The 17969-nt window shown below is 35.8% G+C and carries 23 protein-coding genes; 16 read left to right on the top strand and 7 right to left on the bottom strand.

What is annotated here, in order from left to right; genetic code table 11:
• Positions 1-77 precede the first annotated feature (77 nt).
• Entirely contained in the window at positions 78-974 is an 897-nt protein-coding gene (locus ACSBPO_RS14335; protein WP_442594398.1) for a 5'-3' exonuclease, read from the top strand.
• Positions 975-1018: 44 nt separating this feature from the next.
• On the opposite strand, the gene sspL is transcribed toward ACSBPO_RS14335, so the two are convergent.
• Positions 1019-1150 carry a small, acid-soluble spore protein L gene (sspL, locus tag ACSBPO_RS14330; protein WP_442594396.1) on the bottom strand — a complete coding sequence of 44 codons (132 nt, stop codon included), beginning with the start codon at positions 1148-1150 and terminating at the stop codon, positions 1019-1021.
• Between the two features lie 82 nt (positions 1151-1232).
• Between sspL and ACSBPO_RS14325 the strand changes: the two genes are divergently transcribed.
• Positions 1233-1742: a divergent PAP2 family protein gene (locus ACSBPO_RS14325; protein WP_442594394.1), complete on the top strand. Its 510-nt coding sequence runs from the start codon at positions 1233-1235 to the stop codon at positions 1740-1742.
• 25 nt (positions 1743-1767) lie between these two features.
• Positions 1768-2034, top strand: coding sequence for a DUF6123 family protein (locus ACSBPO_RS14320; protein ID WP_442594392.1), 267 nt, complete (start codon positions 1768-1770; stop codon positions 2032-2034).
• Between the two features lie 23 nt (positions 2035-2057).
• Here ACSBPO_RS14320 and ACSBPO_RS14315 read toward each other — a convergent pair whose 3' ends face one another.
• A complete protein-coding gene (locus ACSBPO_RS14315; RefSeq protein WP_442594390.1) occupies positions 2058-2984 on the bottom strand; it encodes a DMT family transporter in 927 nt (308 codons plus the stop codon).
• Positions 2981-3388, bottom strand: coding sequence for a reverse transcriptase-like protein (locus ACSBPO_RS14310; protein ID WP_442594388.1), 408 nt, complete (start codon positions 3386-3388; stop codon positions 2981-2983). The genes ACSBPO_RS14315 and ACSBPO_RS14310 overlap by 4 nt, the downstream gene beginning before the upstream one ends.
• Before the next feature lie 135 nt (positions 3389-3523).
• Between ACSBPO_RS14310 and ACSBPO_RS14305 the strand changes: the two genes are divergently transcribed.
• Together ACSBPO_RS14305 and ACSBPO_RS14300 are read left to right on the top strand one after the other, a co-directional pair.
• Positions 3524-4180, top strand: a complete 657-nt coding sequence (locus tag ACSBPO_RS14305; RefSeq protein ID WP_442594386.1) for a reverse transcriptase-like protein — start codon at positions 3524-3526, stop codon at positions 4178-4180.
• A gap of 19 nt (positions 4181-4199) precedes the next feature.
• Positions 4200-4391 carry a zinc-finger domain-containing protein gene (locus tag ACSBPO_RS14300; protein WP_442594384.1) on the top strand — a complete coding sequence of 64 codons (192 nt, stop codon included), beginning with the start codon at positions 4200-4202 and terminating at the stop codon, positions 4389-4391.
• A 69-nt stretch (positions 4392-4460) separates the two neighbouring features.
• On the opposite strand, the gene cspD is transcribed toward ACSBPO_RS14300, so the two are convergent.
• The gene (cspD, locus tag ACSBPO_RS14295; protein ID WP_053476725.1) at positions 4461-4661 is read right to left on the bottom strand and encodes a cold-shock protein CspD; all 201 of its coding nucleotides are present in this window, start codon (positions 4659-4661) and stop codon (positions 4461-4463) included.
• A 304-nt stretch (positions 4662-4965) separates the two neighbouring features.
• Between cspD and ACSBPO_RS14290 the strand changes: the two genes are divergently transcribed.
• The 6 genes from ACSBPO_RS14290 (at position 4966) to mntR (ending at position 10538) form a co-directional block, all read left to right on the top strand.
• The gene (locus tag ACSBPO_RS14290) at positions 4966-5250 is read left to right on the top strand and encodes a hypothetical protein (RefSeq protein ID WP_442594382.1); all 285 of its coding nucleotides are present in this window, start codon (positions 4966-4968) and stop codon (positions 5248-5250) included.
• A gap of 123 nt (positions 5251-5373) precedes the next feature.
• The gene (locus ACSBPO_RS14285; protein ID WP_442594380.1) at positions 5374-5622 is read left to right on the top strand and encodes a FeoA family protein; all 249 of its coding nucleotides are present in this window, start codon (positions 5374-5376) and stop codon (positions 5620-5622) included.
• Positions 5619-6311 carry a FeoB small GTPase domain-containing protein gene (locus ACSBPO_RS14280; protein WP_442594378.1) on the top strand — a complete coding sequence of 231 codons (693 nt, stop codon included), beginning with the start codon at positions 5619-5621 and terminating at the stop codon, positions 6309-6311. Before ACSBPO_RS14285 ends, ACSBPO_RS14280 begins: the two co-directional genes overlap by 4 nt.
• A 2-nt stretch (positions 6312-6313) precedes the next feature.
• Positions 6314-7714, top strand: a complete 1401-nt coding sequence (locus ACSBPO_RS14275; RefSeq protein ID WP_442594376.1) for a nucleoside recognition domain-containing protein — start codon at positions 6314-6316, stop codon at positions 7712-7714.
• Positions 7715-7857: 143 nt separating this feature from the next.
• A complete protein-coding gene (locus ACSBPO_RS14270) occupies positions 7858-10047 on the top strand; it encodes a DNA topoisomerase III (RefSeq protein ID WP_442594374.1) in 2190 nt (729 codons plus the stop codon).
• Positions 10048-10118: 71 nt separating this feature from the next.
• Positions 10119-10538, top strand: a complete 420-nt coding sequence (mntR, locus tag ACSBPO_RS14265; RefSeq protein WP_442594372.1) for a transcriptional regulator MntR — start codon at positions 10119-10121, stop codon at positions 10536-10538.
• Positions 10539-10594: 56 nt separating this feature from the next.
• On the opposite strand, the gene ACSBPO_RS14260 is transcribed toward mntR, so the two are convergent.
• Positions 10595-10807 carry a DUF3892 domain-containing protein gene (locus ACSBPO_RS14260; RefSeq protein ID WP_442594370.1) on the bottom strand — a complete coding sequence of 71 codons (213 nt, stop codon included), beginning with the start codon at positions 10805-10807 and terminating at the stop codon, positions 10595-10597.
• 158 nt (positions 10808-10965) lie between these two features.
• Here ACSBPO_RS14260 and ACSBPO_RS14255 point away from each other — a divergent pair, with 158 nt between their 5' ends.
• Both ACSBPO_RS14255 and ACSBPO_RS14250 read left to right on the top strand, forming a co-directional pair.
• Positions 10966-11652 carry a class I SAM-dependent methyltransferase gene (locus ACSBPO_RS14255; RefSeq protein WP_442594368.1) on the top strand — a complete coding sequence of 229 codons (687 nt, stop codon included), beginning with the start codon at positions 10966-10968 and terminating at the stop codon, positions 11650-11652.
• A 3-nt stretch (positions 11653-11655) separates the two neighbouring features.
• On the top strand, positions 11656-12348 hold the full coding sequence (locus ACSBPO_RS14250; RefSeq protein ID WP_442594367.1) for an AIM24 family protein: 693 nt from the start codon (positions 11656-11658) through the stop codon (positions 12346-12348).
• A 520-nt stretch (positions 12349-12868) separates the two neighbouring features.
• On the opposite strand, the gene metA is transcribed toward ACSBPO_RS14250, so the two are convergent.
• Entirely contained in the window at positions 12869-13777 is a 909-nt protein-coding gene (gene metA, locus ACSBPO_RS14245) for a homoserine O-acetyltransferase MetA (protein ID WP_442594365.1), read from the bottom strand.
• 187 nt (positions 13778-13964) lie between these two features.
• Between metA and ACSBPO_RS14240 the strand changes: the two genes are divergently transcribed.
• On the top strand, positions 13965-15653 hold the full coding sequence (locus ACSBPO_RS14240; protein WP_442594363.1) for a formate--tetrahydrofolate ligase: 1689 nt from the start codon (positions 13965-13967) through the stop codon (positions 15651-15653).
• A gap of 50 nt (positions 15654-15703) precedes the next feature.
• Positions 15704-16228, top strand: coding sequence for a hypothetical protein (locus tag ACSBPO_RS14235; protein WP_442594361.1), 525 nt, complete (start codon positions 15704-15706; stop codon positions 16226-16228).
• Between the two features lie 101 nt (positions 16229-16329).
• Here the strand turns inward: ACSBPO_RS14235 and ACSBPO_RS14230 are convergent, their stop codons facing one another.
• A complete protein-coding gene (locus tag ACSBPO_RS14230; protein ID WP_442594360.1) occupies positions 16330-16821 on the bottom strand; it encodes a GreA/GreB family elongation factor in 492 nt (163 codons plus the stop codon).
• Between the two features lie 268 nt (positions 16822-17089).
• On the opposite strand from ACSBPO_RS14230, the gene ACSBPO_RS14225 reads away from it, so the two are divergent.
• On the top strand, positions 17090-17935 hold the full coding sequence (locus tag ACSBPO_RS14225; protein ID WP_442594359.1) for a DegV family protein: 846 nt from the start codon (positions 17090-17092) through the stop codon (positions 17933-17935).
• The last annotated feature ends 34 nt before the right edge of the window (positions 17936-17969 follow it).

The following is a 17969-nucleotide window of genomic DNA, read 5'->3' as shown; positions in this document are numbered from 1 at the left end:
CTGGAAAAGATTAATTTTTGTTTAACAAGTTTCCCATGTTATAATGGTAAAATGTTAGAAAAACAGGGGGAGACTGTATGACTGAAACTAATTCTTCTTCACATATTATGCTTGTAGACGGTATGGCTTTGCTTTTTAGAGCTTTTTACGCTACGGCCATGACTGGGCAATTTATGATCAATTCAAAAGGAACTCCTACGAACGCAATTTCCGGATTTTTAAAGCATATGTTAACTGCTGTATCAACCTTTAACCCGTCCCATTTAGCGGTTTGCTGGGATATGGGCAGTAAAACTTTTCGCAGTGAATTGTACACAGAATATAAAGGAAATCGTGCTGAAGCACCTATAGAATTAATTCCACAATTTGATCTTGTTAAAGAGGTAGTTGCTTCTTTTGATATTCCAAATATTGGCCTAGCTGGATACGAAGCAGACGATTGTATCGGAACTGTTGCTAAAGATTTAAACCAAAATATGAAGGTTTCTATCTTAACTGGTGATCAGGATATTCTTCAATTACTTGATGACAATATCTCTGTTATCTTATTAAAAAAAGGTTTTGGTAATTATCTTGTTCATACACCACAAAGCTTTTATGAAGAAAAAGGAATCACTCCTCAACAAATGATCGATTTAAAAGGACTAATGGGTGATCCTAGTGATAATTATCCTGGAGTCAAAGGAATTGGAGAGAAAACAGCTTTAAAGCTATTGCAGCAATATAACAGTATTGATGGAATACTGGAAAATTTAGATGGCTTATCAAAATCACATCGTGCGAAGATTGAAACGGACCTGGAAATGTTACACTTAAGCAGAAAACTGGCAGAAATTAAATGTGATGTTCCTGTTTCATGTTCGATTGCAGAAGCACAATTGCTCTATAATCGCAGCAAGGTAATGAATAAGCTAGAAGACTTAGAATTAAAAGGAATCCACCGTTTCTTGGCAGTGGAAAAAGAATACGCTTAATTTTTTATGGGGGATTACTCGTCAAAGAGTAACCCCCTTTATTGTTACTTAGTATTTTTCTTCTTCGCTGCATTTTCTAATTTGCTTTTTGGCTCTTCGGAAAATTCAGCATCCTGACCGTATCCTTGAGGATTTACACCAGGTGCTTTTTTTCCACGATTTGCATGTCTACTCAATATCTTCACCTCCTTTTTTAGTATGACCGCTTCGAATAATAAAAGTCATTGAACTTCAAAATAAAAGGAGAGGGGTGATGTTTTGAATAAAGGTGTTTATATTGCATTAGCGAGTATTGGTTTAGCTCAAGCTGCCAAAATCCCAATTCACTATGTGAAAACAAAAGAATGGCGGCCAGAATTGTTTTATCAAACCGGAGGAATGCCAAGTTCCCACTCAGCTGGGGTTTCTTCCTTAACTACGTATATTGCGCTTTCTCGGGGAGTGCCAACGATTGATTTTGCTCTCTCACTTGTTTATGGGTTAATTGTTATGTATGATGCTCAAGGGGTAAGGAGACAGGCTGGTCGCTTGACTTTAAAAGTAAATGACTTGGATGAGCTTGTCGATAAAATAAATAAAGAACAACCAGTGAAATTTGAAGAGAAATCTCCAGATAAATTAAAGGAAATGCTAGGTCATGAACCTGAAGAGGTTGTGGGTGGTGCTATATTTGGCATTTTAACGGGGGCAATCGGTTATGCTTTAACAAAAAAAGATAGAAAAATGTCGAAAATTAAGATAAAATTTAGAGACTGGATGTTAAGTTAAAACGTAGTAATGGATGGGGAAAGCAATGGATCGATTAGAACAATTTATAGCTACACTAAAGTCAAAGGGTTTTCAATTACAAGAAGATGCGATTGGTTTTATCTATTTTGGTAAGCATTTTACCAATGCACCTGATGATGTCATTATTGCTGCTATTGAACTAACCTTAAAGGCACAGAAAAGCTTTGACGGGAGCTTTTATATCTCTCTACTTGAAACGTTTACTGTCCAAAAAGTCCTAACGAGAGACGCGGCGCTCCAATTTTTTAAAGACAGGGAAATACTTATATAAAATAGGGACTGAATTTTCAGTCCCTATTGCATTTCCTTAGATAATTTATTTTTACGAAGGCGTAGGAATCGATCTGCTGGTACCTCAGCAAATATCATTCCTAAGAAAATAAATAAACAACCGATTAGAGCACTTAATGATAATCGTTCATTTGCCCAAAAATACCCGGCCATCGCAGCAAAAACAGGCTCCATGGCAAAAATTAACGCCACTCTTGTTGGAGTCGTGTATTTTTGAAAGCGAGTTTGCGCAAAAAAAGCAAGAGCAGTAGCAAAAACGGAAGTGATGAATAATGCCAGTAGAACACTTGGCGTAGAAATGGTACTTACTTGAAACATTTTATTAAAATCTTCGAATATAAAAGAACAAATAGTTGATAACACAGCAACGGTAAAAATTTGAATGGTCGTTAAAAGTAAGGTTGGAAAATGTTCACTAAATTTTCCCGTAAAGATAATATGCATCGCAAATCCCAATGCACAAATAAAGACATAGAAATCACCAATATTTAGGGCTGCTAAATCTGTCATCGTTAACAGAAATAACCCAATAGTCGCAATGCTTACTCCAATTACAGCAGGGAAACTTGGCTTTTGTTTTAATATTAAAAAAGAAAACAGTGGTACTAAGACCACACTAAGTCCAGTGATAAAACCAGCTTTAGATGAAGTGGTATATACTAAACCCAGTGTTTGAGTAGCGTATCCGAGGAATAGCCAAAACCCAAGCAAAAAGCCGGATAAAATAATTTTTTTATTTAAAAACGTAAGCTGATTCTTTTGGAAAAGAAGTAAACTTAGACCTAAAATAATAAAGGCCATAAAAAAACGAATGCCATTAAAAGCAAAAGGCTCCAAGGTTGAAATCGCATTCTGAACGAGAACAAAGGTCGTTCCCCAAATGAAAGTGATAAACAGCAAACTTAAATCTGCGAAGGTAGTTTTTTTCATCGTGATGCATCCTCATTGTTATTTTTTCTAATTGCTAATCTTGCCAATTCATCGGCAACTTTATTTTGACTGCTCGGAATCCATTTTAAGAAAAATAAATCAAACTTCTCAGATAATAATAGCGCTTTTTCTAGTAAGGGGGCAAAGGTTTTGTTTTTAACAAACTCCTTTTCAATCGCTCGGTTGACAAGCTCCGAATCGGTTCTAAAGGAAACCGTTTTAAAATTTAATTCCAAACAAATTTCCTGTGCCTTTATGAGAGCGTGATATTCTGCTTCATGATTGGTCATAATGCCTAATGGGATGGAGTATCTTTCTACTTTTCCATTGGCATTTATAAAAATTCCCGCACCACTTGGGCCTGGGTTCCCAGCCGTTGCACCATCAATATACACTTCAATCAATGCTAAATCCTCCAGTAAATACATAGACTAAAGGTAAGTTTATCATAAATGGTTGCCTAGGGGAAAAAAAGGTAATATTCAAACGTAAAACAATACATCCTAAAACTAGAATATAAATAAGAGAGGCTGACAAAAATGAAATACAAAATAGAGTGGAGTTATAAGAGAAAAGGACTATCAGCCGTAACATTTTATTCAGAATGGGTTGACGGAGAAGAAGTCATTGAATTAGGAGAAGAAATCGAAAACTCAGGTAAAGCGGCTGAGCTATTTTTCTATGATGAGTTAGGTACTTCCTGGACCTTAAAAGAAATGAAAAAACTAACGGTAGAAGTAGAAGAAGAACCACATGATATTACCGTATATTTTGATGGTGGATATAATGAAGGAACAAAAATGGCTGGACTAGGTGCAGTTATTTATTATAAAGAAGGTAAAAAGAAATATCGTGTTCGAGCTAATGAACAATTTTCGGACCTTAATTCCAATAATGAAGCAGAATATGCTGCCTTTTACTTTGCGTGTAACCTATTAGAAGAATTAGGTGTGCAGCACATGGTTTGTGAATTTAAAGGTGATTCACAGGTAGTATTGAAGCAGTTAGAGGGAGAATGGCCTTGCTATGAAGAAGAGTTTAATCGCTGGCTTGATCGAATCGAAGAAAAACTAAAAGGGATGGGTATTGAAGCAAGGTATTCACCGATATTACGCAAGGATAATAAGGAAGCTGATAAATTAGCGAGCCAAGCACTCGAAGGAAAGATGATACATAGTAAGATGCAAATTATTTAGTGAAAGGTATGATTTAGAGTTGAAAAACCAAGATATTTTGGCAAGCTTGGATCAAATACAAAAGCATTATTGCCAAGATTGTTTTCTCCATAAGCAATTAAAAATGGAAAACGGACGCAGATATGCCCATCGCTTTTGTATTACACAGTGTACAGTTGGTGAAAAAATAAAAGAGTATGGACAAAAATTATGTAAGAAACAAAATGCTTAAACACCGTAGTTATATAAATAAAAAAGGCTGGCAAGTAATTTCCAGCCTTGAGCTATTTGAGTTTTAAAATTAAAGCTTAACTACGTTAGCAGCTTGTGGTCCACGGTTTCCTTCAACGATTTCAAAAGAAACTTCTTGACCTTCTTCTAAAGATTTGAAGCCTTCGCCAGTGATAGCTGTGAAGTGAACGAATACATCGTCTCCGCCTTCAACTTCGATAAATCCAAAACCTTTTTCGTTGTTAAACCATTTTACTTTACCGTTTTGCATTACTTTTCCTCCTAAGCCTTTCAAGCCACCATTTGGTGCTAAAGTTAAATATTATCATTTAGACCACTCTTATGAAAAATAGTTAAATGATGCTTTAAATATACAATAATGGCTGATATCAGTCAATAAATGTTCCGCAAATATTTATAAAATTTCCATTTGTTTTTTTCCAGTAAAAGGATATAAGGAGCTATTTTGACTTCTATACATAACAATCGTTTTCAAACATATTCATTAATAAGGTTGTTTTCGAAACAAAGTACAGCCCAATGATCATAATTATCCATTGATAAAGGGTGAGAATATGTATCGATTTTCGATAGAGGGTGAAAATTGGATTTTAAGGTTTTCTCCACATATTTTTTTAGAACAAGAGGAACGAAGAGAGATTGTAAGTTTACTTGTTCAATTAGGTAAGGATCTTACTGGATTTTCACATGGCAGTTCTTTTTGCATCTTCTCAGAAAAAATAGGTTTGCTAGTATTTGATGTCGAACGAATTCCATCATTAATCCTTACCATATCCAATGTTGTGACGAAGGATAAATGGTATATACAAAAGGATTCACAAATCAAACGTTTTAACTAATGCTGCTCTTTTGAGCAGTTTTTTTTTTATTTTTATTGTAAATTGTTTGACAATACTTGAATATATTCATATTATAAATTAAAAGTTGGTCTAGGGAAAAACATTAGAGTGGGGGAAATTTAGATGGATAAGTCAAATATTATAAAATTATCTAATGGAAAAAAAGGAGAAACCGTAAAAATTACCCAAATTTCCATTGATGGCGTTATGAGAAGAAGATTATTAGATTTAGGATTTGTTCCAGGTGCAACGGTTGAAGTGATACGAAAAAGTCCGTTAGGTGATCCGATTGCATTTAGAGTCAGTCAAACAGTCATTGCCTTAAGGAAAGAAGAAAGCGATCGAATTGAAGGAGTGTTGATGCAATCATGAATCAAGCGTATCGAATTGCATTAATGGGGAATCCAAATACGGGGAAAAGTACACTATTTAATGCCTTAACAGGTTTAAGACAGCATACAGGAAACTGGGCGGGGAAGACGGTTGAATTAAAAGAAGGAACATTTGATTTTAAAAATAAATCTTATAGAATGATAGATTTACCAGGAACCTATTCACTGTACTCCAATTCGTATGATGAAGAGGTTGCTAGAAATTATGTATTATTTGAAAAGCCAGATTTAACAATCGTAGTGCTGGATTCAACAGCTCTTGAAAGAAACTTAAATTTAGCACTCCAGGTTTTAGAAATCTCTAAAAATGTGATTATCTGCCTGAATCTAATAGATGAAGCAGAGAAAATGGGAATCAAAATAAATACCCATTACTTTATGCGTCAATTAGGTGTACCTGTTGTAAAAATATCTGCTCGAAATAAATCAGGTATTTCGACACTACTTGATACCATTGATCGAATTATCGATGGTGAAATTGAGTGTCATCCGAGTCCTATTATCTACGATTCCGAAACGGAAGCTAATATTCAGTATCTTGAAGAAAAGTTAAAAAAAGTATTTAAGGATGATATTCCAACAAGATGGCTAGCCATTCGATTACTAGATGGTGACGAAAATTTAATAAAAGCAATAGAAGAAAAATATTTTGCCGTGGAGGTTCATTAACGATGGATTTCAATATGAATCAACAGCAATCAGAGTTTCGCGCGATTCTTAATGAAGCCAGTAAAATAAGTTCTGCTAATTTAAGGGATCGAATCGTGGAAAATTTATTTAAAGAAAGTAACCAGCTGATAAGAAGCGGGGTTCGTTATACAAAAACAAAGCAAAACCAAGTAACAGAAAAGTTAGATGCAATCTTAACTTCTCCTTTCATTGGGTTTCCTGTAATGTTCGCTATGCTTGGAATTATCTTTTATATTACTATTGCGGGTGCCAATATCCCGTCAAGTTTAATTGCTGATTTTTTCGTCTGGTTGGAGGGTTATTTAACGGCTTTATTTCAACTGCTCCATGCACCAGATTGGTTACATGGAATCTTAGTATTAGGTCTTTATCGAGGCACCACATGGGTAATCAGTGTTATGCTTCCGCCAATGGCCATTTTTTTTCCAACCTTTGCCTTGTTAGAGAATTACGGTTATTTACCTCGCGTCGCATTTAATCTAGATCGCCTGTTTAAATCAGTGGGAGCACATGGTAAACAATCACTCACAATGGCAATGGGTTTTGGCTGTAATGCAGCTGCCATTATGTCCACTCGGATCATTGAATCCCCTAGAGAACGAATGTTAGCGATTTTAACCAATAATTTTGTGCCATGTAACGGAAGATGGGGAACCTTAATTGTATTAGCTTCTTTATTTATGGCTGCTGGATTTACCGGTGGAATGAAATCATTGGTAACGACAGGTGTTATTGTAGCCATCGTTTTATTCGGGATTTTTGTGACGTTTGCCGTTTCTTGGGCTTTATCAAAAACATTGTTAAAGGGAGTCCCAACCCACTATACATTAGAGCTCCCGCCATATCGAAAGCCAAAAATCTTTGAAACGGTTATTCGTGAGTCGATTTCAAAATCATTATCTGTTCTTACACGTGCGATTAAAGTAGCGGCACCAGCAGCTATATTAACTTGGATATTAGCAAATGTCACGGTTGGAGATACTAGTATACTATTACATGTTGTCCACTTTTTAGATCCATTAGGTAAAGCAATTGGTTTAGATGGATATATTTTAATGGCCTTTATCGTTGGTTTACCTGCTAATGAAATCGTCTTGCCTGTATTATTAATGGGGTATTTATCAACAGGAGAATTAATAGATGTTAATGGAATAGCCGATATTAAACAGCTCTTTATTAATCAAGGATGGACTTGGTTAACGGCTTTAAATATGATGTTATTTTCACTTCTACACTTCCCTTGTGGAACGACCTTGATTAATATCTATAAAGAAACAAAAAGTCGTAAATGGACGTTTTTAGCCTTTTTCATCCCAACAATCATTGCTTTTTTTGTCACATTTATGATTACCGTTGTTGTCAGATACTTTCATCTAATTTAGTAGAATTTTGACTGCATAAACCCCTAGTTTAACAGACAAGGGGTTTTTTTCTACTTTACGAACGGGTTAGACAAGCCTAAAATAAATATGAATGTGTAAGGAAAGCACATAGTTGGATTACTATAGAAATGTAGGCGATTCATTTGAAATTAATTATTGCGGAAAAACCTGACCAAGGCTCGACCTTGGCCTCTCCATTTAAAACGAAAAAACAATCGGGTTATATTGAAATATTGCCCAATGAAATCTTTCAAAATGGTGCCTTTGTAACATGGGCAGTAGGTCATCTATGCGAACTTGCGGCACCAGAAAAATATGATCCTTCCTATAAAAAATGGTCATTACAAACCTTACCAATTTCTCCTGAACAATATCAGTATGAAGTCGTAAAAAGTAAACAAAAGCAGTTCGATATCATACAAAAGCTCATTCATCACCCAGCTGTTACGGAGATTATACATGCAGGAGATGCTGGGCGTGAAGGTGAACTGATCGTTCGTAATATTCTTCGCTTAACCCGATCTCAAAAGCCGATGAAAAGATTGTGGATATCTTCTTTAACCGCAAAATCTATTAAAGAAGGCTTTACTAATTTACTAAAAGAAGAAGATACACGAAATTTATATTTTGAAGCTTATACACGAGCATGTGCGGATTGGCTTGTAGGAATGAATGCTTCGAGGCTTTATAGCTTATTGCTTCAACAAAAAGGATTTTCGGATGTATTTAGTGTGGGGAGAGTACAAACCCCAACCTTAGCTCTTATTGTTAAAAGAGAACTGGAGATAGAACAATTTGTTTCAGAGCCTTTTTGGGAGGTTGAAGCAACCTTCTCTATGGATAAAAAGAAGTATACAGGAAAATGGGAAAAGGACGGGAATTCAAGAATCAATTCAAAAGAAATGGCTGAAAAAATAGCTGCTTTTTGTGAACAGAAGGAAGCTACGATTACAGAGGTGCAGGCTGAGAAAAAAGAATTTTTACCGCCTTATTTATATAATCTCTCCGCATTGCAAACGGAAGCAAATAAGCGTTTTAAACTCTCACCGAAAAAGACATTGGATATTTTACAAAAGTTATATCAAAAGGGCAATATCTCTTATCCTCGTTCTGATTCAAGATTTGTCACCGCAGAGGAAGCAAAAACCTTTCCAGCTATTTTACAGAAATTTAGCCATATAACCGATTATGAATCATTCTTTCCATTACCGATTCCATCGATCCAAGATAATAGTCGCTATGTAAATGAAAAGAAGGTAACTGATCACTATGCGATCATTCCGACTGACCAGGTGCCTAATATTAGCAAACTGTTACCAGAGGAAAAACAGATTTATGATTTAATTGTTCGAAGCTTAATTGCGGCACACTATGAAAAATCAATCACCGAATATACAACTGTAACGACTTTGGTGGATGGCAGGGCAACCTTTATATCAAAAGGGAAAGTTCAAATGCAAGAGGGCTGGAAAAAGGTCATTAGCACAAAGGATGCTGATAAAGAACAGGAGCTCCCTTTTCTTGAAAAAGGTGACTCAGGTGTTGTGAACAAAGTAAAGGTGAAGGAAAGTAAGACTCAGCCGCCTAAAAGATACACCGAAGGCCAGCTTATTAACGTCATGAAAACAGCAGGAAAGCATTTGGACGATAAGGAACTTGAAAAAGTTTTACTCAAGACGGAAGGTCTAGGAACAGAAGCGACTCGGGCAGGGATTATTACGATGTTGAAGGACCGCAACTATATTCAGGTTCAAAAAAATCTAGTTTACGCTACGGCAAAGGCGAAAATTCTTATTTCTGCAGTAGGGAATCAAATATTAGCTTCACCTGAAATGACGGCTAAATGGGAGCAACGGCTTAGGGACATTTCGGAAGGGACTGCCTCACCGAAACAATTCATGGAGCAGACGAAAAAAATGGTCATTCATTTGATTGAACAGACTCCAACAGAAACGCACTCATGGATTTTTACTCCAGAAGTTCAAGAGGAGTTTGAACCAAGAAAGTTTAAAGGAAGTAAAACACCAACTAAATTAGGCAAGTGTAAAAAATGTGATGGTCAGGTTGTAGATAAAGGTAGTTTTTATGGTTGTACAAATTACAAAAGTAATCAATGTTCCTTCACTATCTCTAAAAAAATTCTCGGAAAGTCGATTACTCAACAATATGTAAAAGCAATACTTGGCAATGGTGTAACCCCTATGATCGAGGGGTTTAAGGGAAAGGATAAAACCTTTAATGCAATGCTGAAATGGGACGATCAACAGCATAAGTTGATTTTTGAATTTCATCAACCCATACCTGTAAATCAGGGGGAGCTTGTTGAAAAGTGATGGAATTCCTTGTCTCTCTTTTCCATCTATAGTAAAATTTAAGATTGAATGGAACGTAGGAGGGTATTGTAATGCCGACACCAAGTATGGAAGACTATATAGAACAAATATATAAATTGATTGAAGAAAAAGGATATGCTCGGGTATCTGATATTGCCGAAGCACTTTCTGTACACCCCTCCTCTGTGACTAAAATGGTTCAGAAGTTAGACAAGGATGAATATCTCGTATATGAAAAATACCGCGGTTTAGTTCTAACGCCTAAAGGTAAAAAGATTGGGAAGAGATTGGTATATCGTCATGAGTTATTAGAACAATTCATGCAAATCATTGGGGTAAAAGAAGAAAATATCTATAACGATGTTGAGGGGATTGAGCATCATTTAAGTTGGGATGCCATTGATCGTATAGGTGACTTGATTCAGTTTTTTGAAGAACAACCTGATCGAATAGAGGATTTACGCCAAGTGCAAAAAAACAACGAAGAATAAATAAAGAAAAGGATCCGACTTTTTGTCAGATCCTTCTTTATTTTAAAGGAATTTTCTTAATAAATCTCTGGCATATCATCAAATGCAGTTTCACTAGCAGGAATAAGAGAAACAACGCCTTCCTCAGTCATATCAATTTGCAAGCCTTCTATCAAGCCATTCTCTACCTCTTGTATCGCTTTTCGATAAGAAATAATACGACCTTCCGAAGTCTGGAAACTGATAATATCCCCAAAATAATTCCGATGTAAAGCTACAACCTTTTCCAACTTATTCACATCCTAAATCTTTTTTTATAGTTGTAACCCTTTTTGTAGTTGCATAATCATAAAAAAGGGTTTATTGTCTTGAATAGAAATTAAAAGTATAAAGAAATAGAAGATGTAATTTTAATGAATGGATCAAGCAATATGATGGAGGTATAGGTTTGACGACATTTAATTGGGTAAATGAAGCGGAGAAAAAGTGGAATGAAACTTCGAATTATTGGAATAAAAACAGCAAGGACATGTGGGATAAGGGGAGTCGAAAGGAAATTGTACCTTTTTTTCAAAATTACATAGAAATTGGTTCAAGTGTGTGTGACTTAGGCTGCGGAGATGGCTATGGATCCTATAAATTGGCTCAAAGTGGATACTCTGTTTTAGGGATTGACATATCATCCGATATGATTGAAAAAGCTAAGATTCAGCGGAACGCTCCCAATCTTACTTTTCAGAAAGGGGATATCGCCAACACTCACTTGGAAAATGAGTCGTTTGATGCCGTTATGGCTATTAATTCATTGGAATGGACCGAAAGTCCCTTACAAGTATTGTTTGAAATAAATAGGATTATAAAACCAAGCGGTTATGCATGTGTTGGAATTCTAGGTCCAACAGCAATGCCAAGAACCAATAGTTATCGAAGATTGTATGGAGAAGAAGTCATTTGTAACACCATGATGCCGTGGGAACTTGAACAATTGGCTAGTGAAAACGGCTGGGAAAAGATGGATGAACTTCATGTATATAAAAGAGGCGCAGATAAACTAGATCTACATAACATCTCGAATGAGTTAAAACAAGCATTAACTTTTATGAGTGTGTTTTTACTAAAAAGAAAGGGTGAGTAAAAGATGAGTCGTTATTCGTTAAATGAGTTTGTCCAGCAAACGAAACAACAGGATAAAGGGGAAGGATTATTCGAATTAGAAACACCGAGAATGTTAGAAATAAATTTAAACGGTCAAGTTTGGGCTAAAGCAGGTGCAATGGTATCCTATCGCGGCAATATCAAATTTGAGCGAGAAGGCGTTTTGGAGCACGGCTTAGGAAAAATGTTTAAAAAAGCACTGACCGGAGAAGGAACTTCCTTAATGAAAGCCAATGGCACAGGGAAGCTGTACTTAGCAGACCAAGGTAAAAAAATCTCAATCTTGGAGCTGCAAGGAGAATCCATTTATGTAAACGGGAATGACTTGCTTGCCTTTGAACCTACAGTCAATTGGGACATTAAATTAATGCGGAAAATAGCAGGAATGATGTCAGGAGGATTGTTTAACGTTCGCTTAGAAGGAAGTGGAATGGTTGCCATTACTTCACACTACGAGCCTTTAACCTTGCTCGTCACTCCAGATCAGCCTGTTTTTACGGATCCGAATGCCACTGTTGCTTGGTCTGGCAACTTACAGCCTGATTTTGTTACAGATATTTCTTTAAAAACTTTCTTTGGTCGCGGAAGTGGAGAATCGATTCAAATGAAATTTTCAGGTAATGGATTTGTCGTTGTCCAACCGTATGAAGAGGTTTATTTAAATCCGCAATCCTAAGAAAAGTTTATTGAATTGAACTTTGATGAATGACAAAACTGCTCAAATAGAGCAGAATAATGTCTTTCATAAATTTGATGAAGGACAACTCTCCTCAAGTAGGGCATAGCAATGTCCTTCATTAAGCTGATGAAGGACAAAACTGCTCAGGTATGAGAGGTTAATGTCCTTCATAAAGCTGATGAAGGACAAAACTGCTCAAGTATGAAAGGTAAATGTTCTTCATGAAGCTGATGAAAGACAAAACTGTTCAAGTATGAGTGAAAAATGTTCTTCATAAAGCTGATGAAGGACAAAACTGTTCAGGTAGGGCAGAGAAATGTCCTTCATAAAGCTGATGAAGGACAAAACTGCTAAGGTAGGGCAGAGAAATGTCCTTCATAGAGCCGATGAAGGACAAAACTGCTCAGATAGGAGAGAGAAATGTCCTTCATACTTTTTATGCTGTAATAGTAATTTAATTTAAAAAATAAATCGATATTCGCTATCTACCAGGAGAGTTTTTTCGAAATAATCGAGATTAATCCCACTCAAAAGGAGTTTCTTGATAAACATAATAGTTTAACCAATTAGAAAATAACAGATGGGCATGGGAACGCCAACGATTCACCGGCTTATTTGATGGATTGTCATTTGAAAAATAGTTTTTTGGAACTTGGATTTCTATTCCCTTTGCAGAATCCCTCTCGTATTCCTCTGCTAATGTACTAGTTTCATACTCTAAGTGGCCAGTAATCATCAGCATTTTTCTATCAACTGATGTTATAAGCAATGGACCAGCTTCTTCTGAATAGGAAAGTAGTTTCAGCTTTTGCGATTTATTTATTGCCTCCTTCGATACATCTGTGTACCGTGAAACAGGTGCATAAAACATATCATTAAACCCGCGTAAAATCGGCTCGGACCAATCCAATACTTTATGTTCAAATACGCCTGAACACTTTTGTGGAATTTCATATTTTTCAATGCCAAAATGGTAATATAAAGCAGCTTGCGCCCCCCAGCAAATATGTAAAGTGGAAGTGACATAATCCTTGGACCATTCCATAATTTCCGTTAGTTCTTGCCAATAATCTACCTTTTCAAAGGAAAGATGTTCAATTGGGGCACCTGTAATGATAAGTCCATCAAACTTTTTCATTTTTACTTCCTCAAAAGGTAAGTAGAACATTTCTAAATGGGACTGACTCGTATTTTTTGCTGTATAGGATGTCGTTTTTAAAAAGGTAATATTCACCTGTAAGGGGGTGTTCCCTAGTAATCTCAAAAGCTGTACTTCTGTCTTTTCTTTTTCGGGCATTAAATTTAAAATTAAGATATTTAATGGACGAATATCCTGTGTTGTCGCTCTTTCCTCATCCATCATAAAAATATTTTCTGCTTCCAGTACTTCACGAGCTGGTAATAATTGAGGAATTTTAATAGGCATTAAACTCTCCTCCTTTCCTTTTTAATGTATAAGGTTATTTTCTCTATTATATTCCACCTTAATTTGATGTAGCAATGCTTACCCGTACTAAAGCCAGATTGTTCAAAAAATATACTCACAATCATTACTAGAAAGATGGTACAATAGTAAATGTTGTATGATATTTGGAGAAATGGTAGGGGATATAATGGAGATGAAGACGAAATATAAATCGGATATTGAAATTGCTCAGGAAGCCACAATGAAACCTATTTATGAAATCGCTTCCAAAATTGGCTTAACTGAAGATGATCTTGAGCTTTATGGTAAATACAAAGCAAAGCTTTCTTCAGACGCTCTTAAAAAGATTCAAACAAAACAAAGCGGTAAAGTCATTTTAGTAACAGCCATTAACCCAACTCCAGCAGGAGAAGGAAAATCAACAGTAACAGTTGGTCTAGGTGATGCTTTTAATCGTATTGGGAAAAATGCGATGATTGCTATGCGTGAACCATCTTTAGGACCAACAATGGGAATTAAAGGTGGGGCAACTGGTGGAGGATATGCTCAAGTGCTTCCAATGGAAGATATCAATCTTCATTTCACTGGTGACCTTCATGCTATCACAACTGCCAACAACGCTCTAGCTGCATTTATCGATAATCATCTGCAACAAGGAAATGAGCTGAAAATTGATCAAAGACGTATCGTTTGGAAACGTGCAGTGGATTTAAATGACCGTGCATTACGTAAGGTGATCATTGGCTTAGGTGGTCCATTACAAGGAATTCCACGTGAAGATGGCTTTGATATTACGGTTGCTTCCGAAATTATGGCCGTTTTATGTTTATCAACAGACCTACCAGATTTAAGAAATAGATTATCAAAAATGGTCGTTGCTTATAATGAGCAAAAACAACCCGTCACAGTAGGCGATTTAGGAGTAGAAGGCGCTCTAACACTATTGTTGAAGGATGCGGTAAAGCCAAATCTTGTGCAAACCATTGAAGGGACACCTGCTCTCATTCATGGCGGACCATTTGCGAATATTGCCCATGGATGTAATAGTGCCATTGCTACTTTAACGGCTTCTAAGCTTGCCGATTACGTGGTAACAGAAGCTGGATTTGGAGCAGACTTAGGTGCTGAGAAATTTTTACATATTAAAACAAGAAGTGCGGGATTTAAACCAGAAGCGGTTGTTATTGTGGCAACTATTCGTGCCCTTAAAATGCACGGTGGAATGCTAAAAACGGAATTGGTAAATGAAAATGTTCAAGCATTAAAAGATGGATTTACCAATTTACAAAAACATATTGAAACGATAAAAAGCTTCGGTCTTCCTGCAGTAGTCGCTATCAATAAATTTGTGACTGACACTGATGCTGAAGTAAAGGCACTTCTAGAGTGGTGTGAACAACAAAATATTTCCGTTGCTCTTACTGAAGTTTGGGAAAAAGGTGGAGAAGGTGGAGTTGAGCTTGCTCAAAAAGTAATTGAGGCTATTGAAAAACAGGAAAACAATTTCCACCATTTATATGATCTTTCTGATTCAATTGCAGATAAAGTGAAAACCATTGTGCAAAAGGTTTACGGAGGGAGTAATGTTGAGTTTTCTCCAAAAGCCAAAAAGCAATTGAAGGACTTTGATGAATATGGTTGGTCCAACCTGCCTGTATGTATGGCCAAAACGCAGTATTCACTTTCTGATGATCCTACAAAACTAGGCAGACCAGAAGATTTTACGATTACGATTCGTGAATTTAAACCATCAATCGGAGCTGGTTTCCTCGTTGCTTTAACTGGAGAAGTAATGACAATGCCTGGATTACCTAAAAAACCTGCAGCATTAAATATGGATGTGGACCAAAACGGCAATGCGGTTGGACTTTTCTAAAAGTTAAAAGTACATTTAATTTGGTACTTTTTATAGGGAAGTGAAGAAATATGTTTGACCCAACTGCTTTTGAAAATATGAAGGTTGTTATTGAAGGACATCTCTATGATAGGGATTTAGATGGAGATATAAAAATTGTTGATCGAAGTGATCTGGTAGATTTAGCAAAGCTATCAAGAAAATATTCCATTAAATTTTGTTTGAATGATTCGCATCAAGATGTTTTTGCTATTTTTACCTTAAGCTCCGAGATTGAAAACTTAGTAGCAGAACTATTACCAATGAATAATGTGGTAAACAAGCAAGGCATTTTTGTCCTACTGGAGTTTCAATTATCTCACCAAAATGAGAAGGATTTATTTAAGAAGATTCAAAATGAATTCCGAAAAATTTGGGGTGAAACAAGAAGTATTCAACAATTGGCTTTACTAGATCCTCTAAGTGAAAGCTCATTGATCCAAAATCGAATCATCATTGATTTTAAGAGACTAATAATCGAAGACCAAATGGATGATTTAATTGAAATGGTTACTCCTATGATAGAAACCTTATCTATGTTGGAGACTATTAGATAATTGGAATTTTTAAGGACAGCTATTGCTATTTTCGGGTGTTAAACATGGTTTTAACACCCGAAAATAGCTTATTTTTTTATATGTTTGAACGTAATATGCCTTTATACTTCTTTCCAGTGGCTGTACATCTTTAAAACTTTGCATTTTACTTTGCCAGAAGGAACGGATAAAATAGTTTCCTCGCCAATCCTTAACCCCATTAATTTCTTCGCAACAGGTGTATCATAAAAAAGTTTATTCTCCTCTATATTAGATTCACCGTATCCGACAATTTCATAAATTTCTTCCTCCGTAATATCTGTATACTCAAACGAACACCTCACGATAGAGCCAATATCAACTTTTTCCGTATTACGCTCTTCAAATTTAATCAATTCAGCAGTTTTATATTCATGCTGAATTTCGTGAATTCGTTCTTCTAATATACGTTCATCTTGCTCTAATTTATGAAAATTTGGATTAGCTAACTTATCATCACCGCAAGCATGATAGGCTGCATTTTTATCCATACGTACTTGCTTCAATTCTTGTTCAAGAATGGCTAATTGTTGAAGAATTAATTGCTTTCCCTTAGGTGTGATTTTAACTGACATATTTCTCTCCTTCCCAATCAATCCCCTTTTGAATATTTTGTCCGTTAGACAGTTAAATGATATTCCATAACGAATTGTTTTCCTAATTTAAAATTTCAGTAAAGCTATTGTAATTTGCGGTTTTTCTGTTTACGTTCAAAACGGAACCTTTTAAAGCCTTGGTTTGCTAATATCTTTTCCGTTATCTAATAATTCATAATATTATTTACATTATAACAATAAACATTTAATATTAGGTTAAATGGAAAAGAAAAGGGGGCTTACATTTTTGACAAAAAAAATTGCCTGGGTTACCGATAGTACGGCGTTTTTAGATGATGAGCTTAAAAATCATCCAGATGTGTATCAAATTCCATTGACGATATTATTAGATGGTGAAGAATTTGCAGATGGTTTGGATTTAACTCCTCATGAATTATATACGAGATTAAAAACACTTTCTACTCCACCCAAAACATCACAGCCAGCAATAGGGGCTTTTCAAACTTTATATGAAAGACTAGCTAAAAACTATGATGTCATTGTCTCTCTTTTAATATCTTCTAAATTGAGCGGCACCGTATCTTCCAGTCAACAAGCAGGCCAATTAGTAGATATACCGGTTATAACCATTGATTCGAAAATACTTGCCTACCCTTTAAGTGTATTGATTAAAAAGGGGATTAGCGACATTCAAGCTGGAGAAGATTTTGAAAGCGTTATCAGGTCAATTGAATCTCTCACAACCAAAAACGAGACCTATGTTTTAGTCGGTAGTTTAGAACAATTGCACCGAAGCGGCCGAATGAATAATCTGCAATTTGTACTAGGAAGTATGTTAAATATTAAACCAATTATTAGCATCACAGATGGTGAATTAAAAGTAAAAGAAAAGGCAAGAAGCGAGAAAAAAGCAAGAGAAAAAATTGTCGAGCTACTAAAATCCGCGAATGAGAAGGCACCTATTAAGGAAGCATACATTCTTTATGGCTTACAGCCAGAGGCGGCATTAAAATGGAAAGAGGAACTAATACAACAATTTCCAAATACTGATTTTCAAACCTATCCTTTATGTGCAACGATTGGCGTACATGCGGGAGAAAATACATTAGGTATCAGTTGGTATAATGCTTAAAAAGTGCTCCATGGGGGCACTTTTTTTCTATTTC

It is taken from the genome of Neobacillus sp. D3-1R (genome assembly GCF_052180215.1).
Lineage (GTDB): Bacteria > Bacillota > Bacilli > Bacillales > Cytobacillaceae > Pseudoneobacillus.
This window is presented reverse-complemented; position numbering and strand designations above follow the sequence as displayed.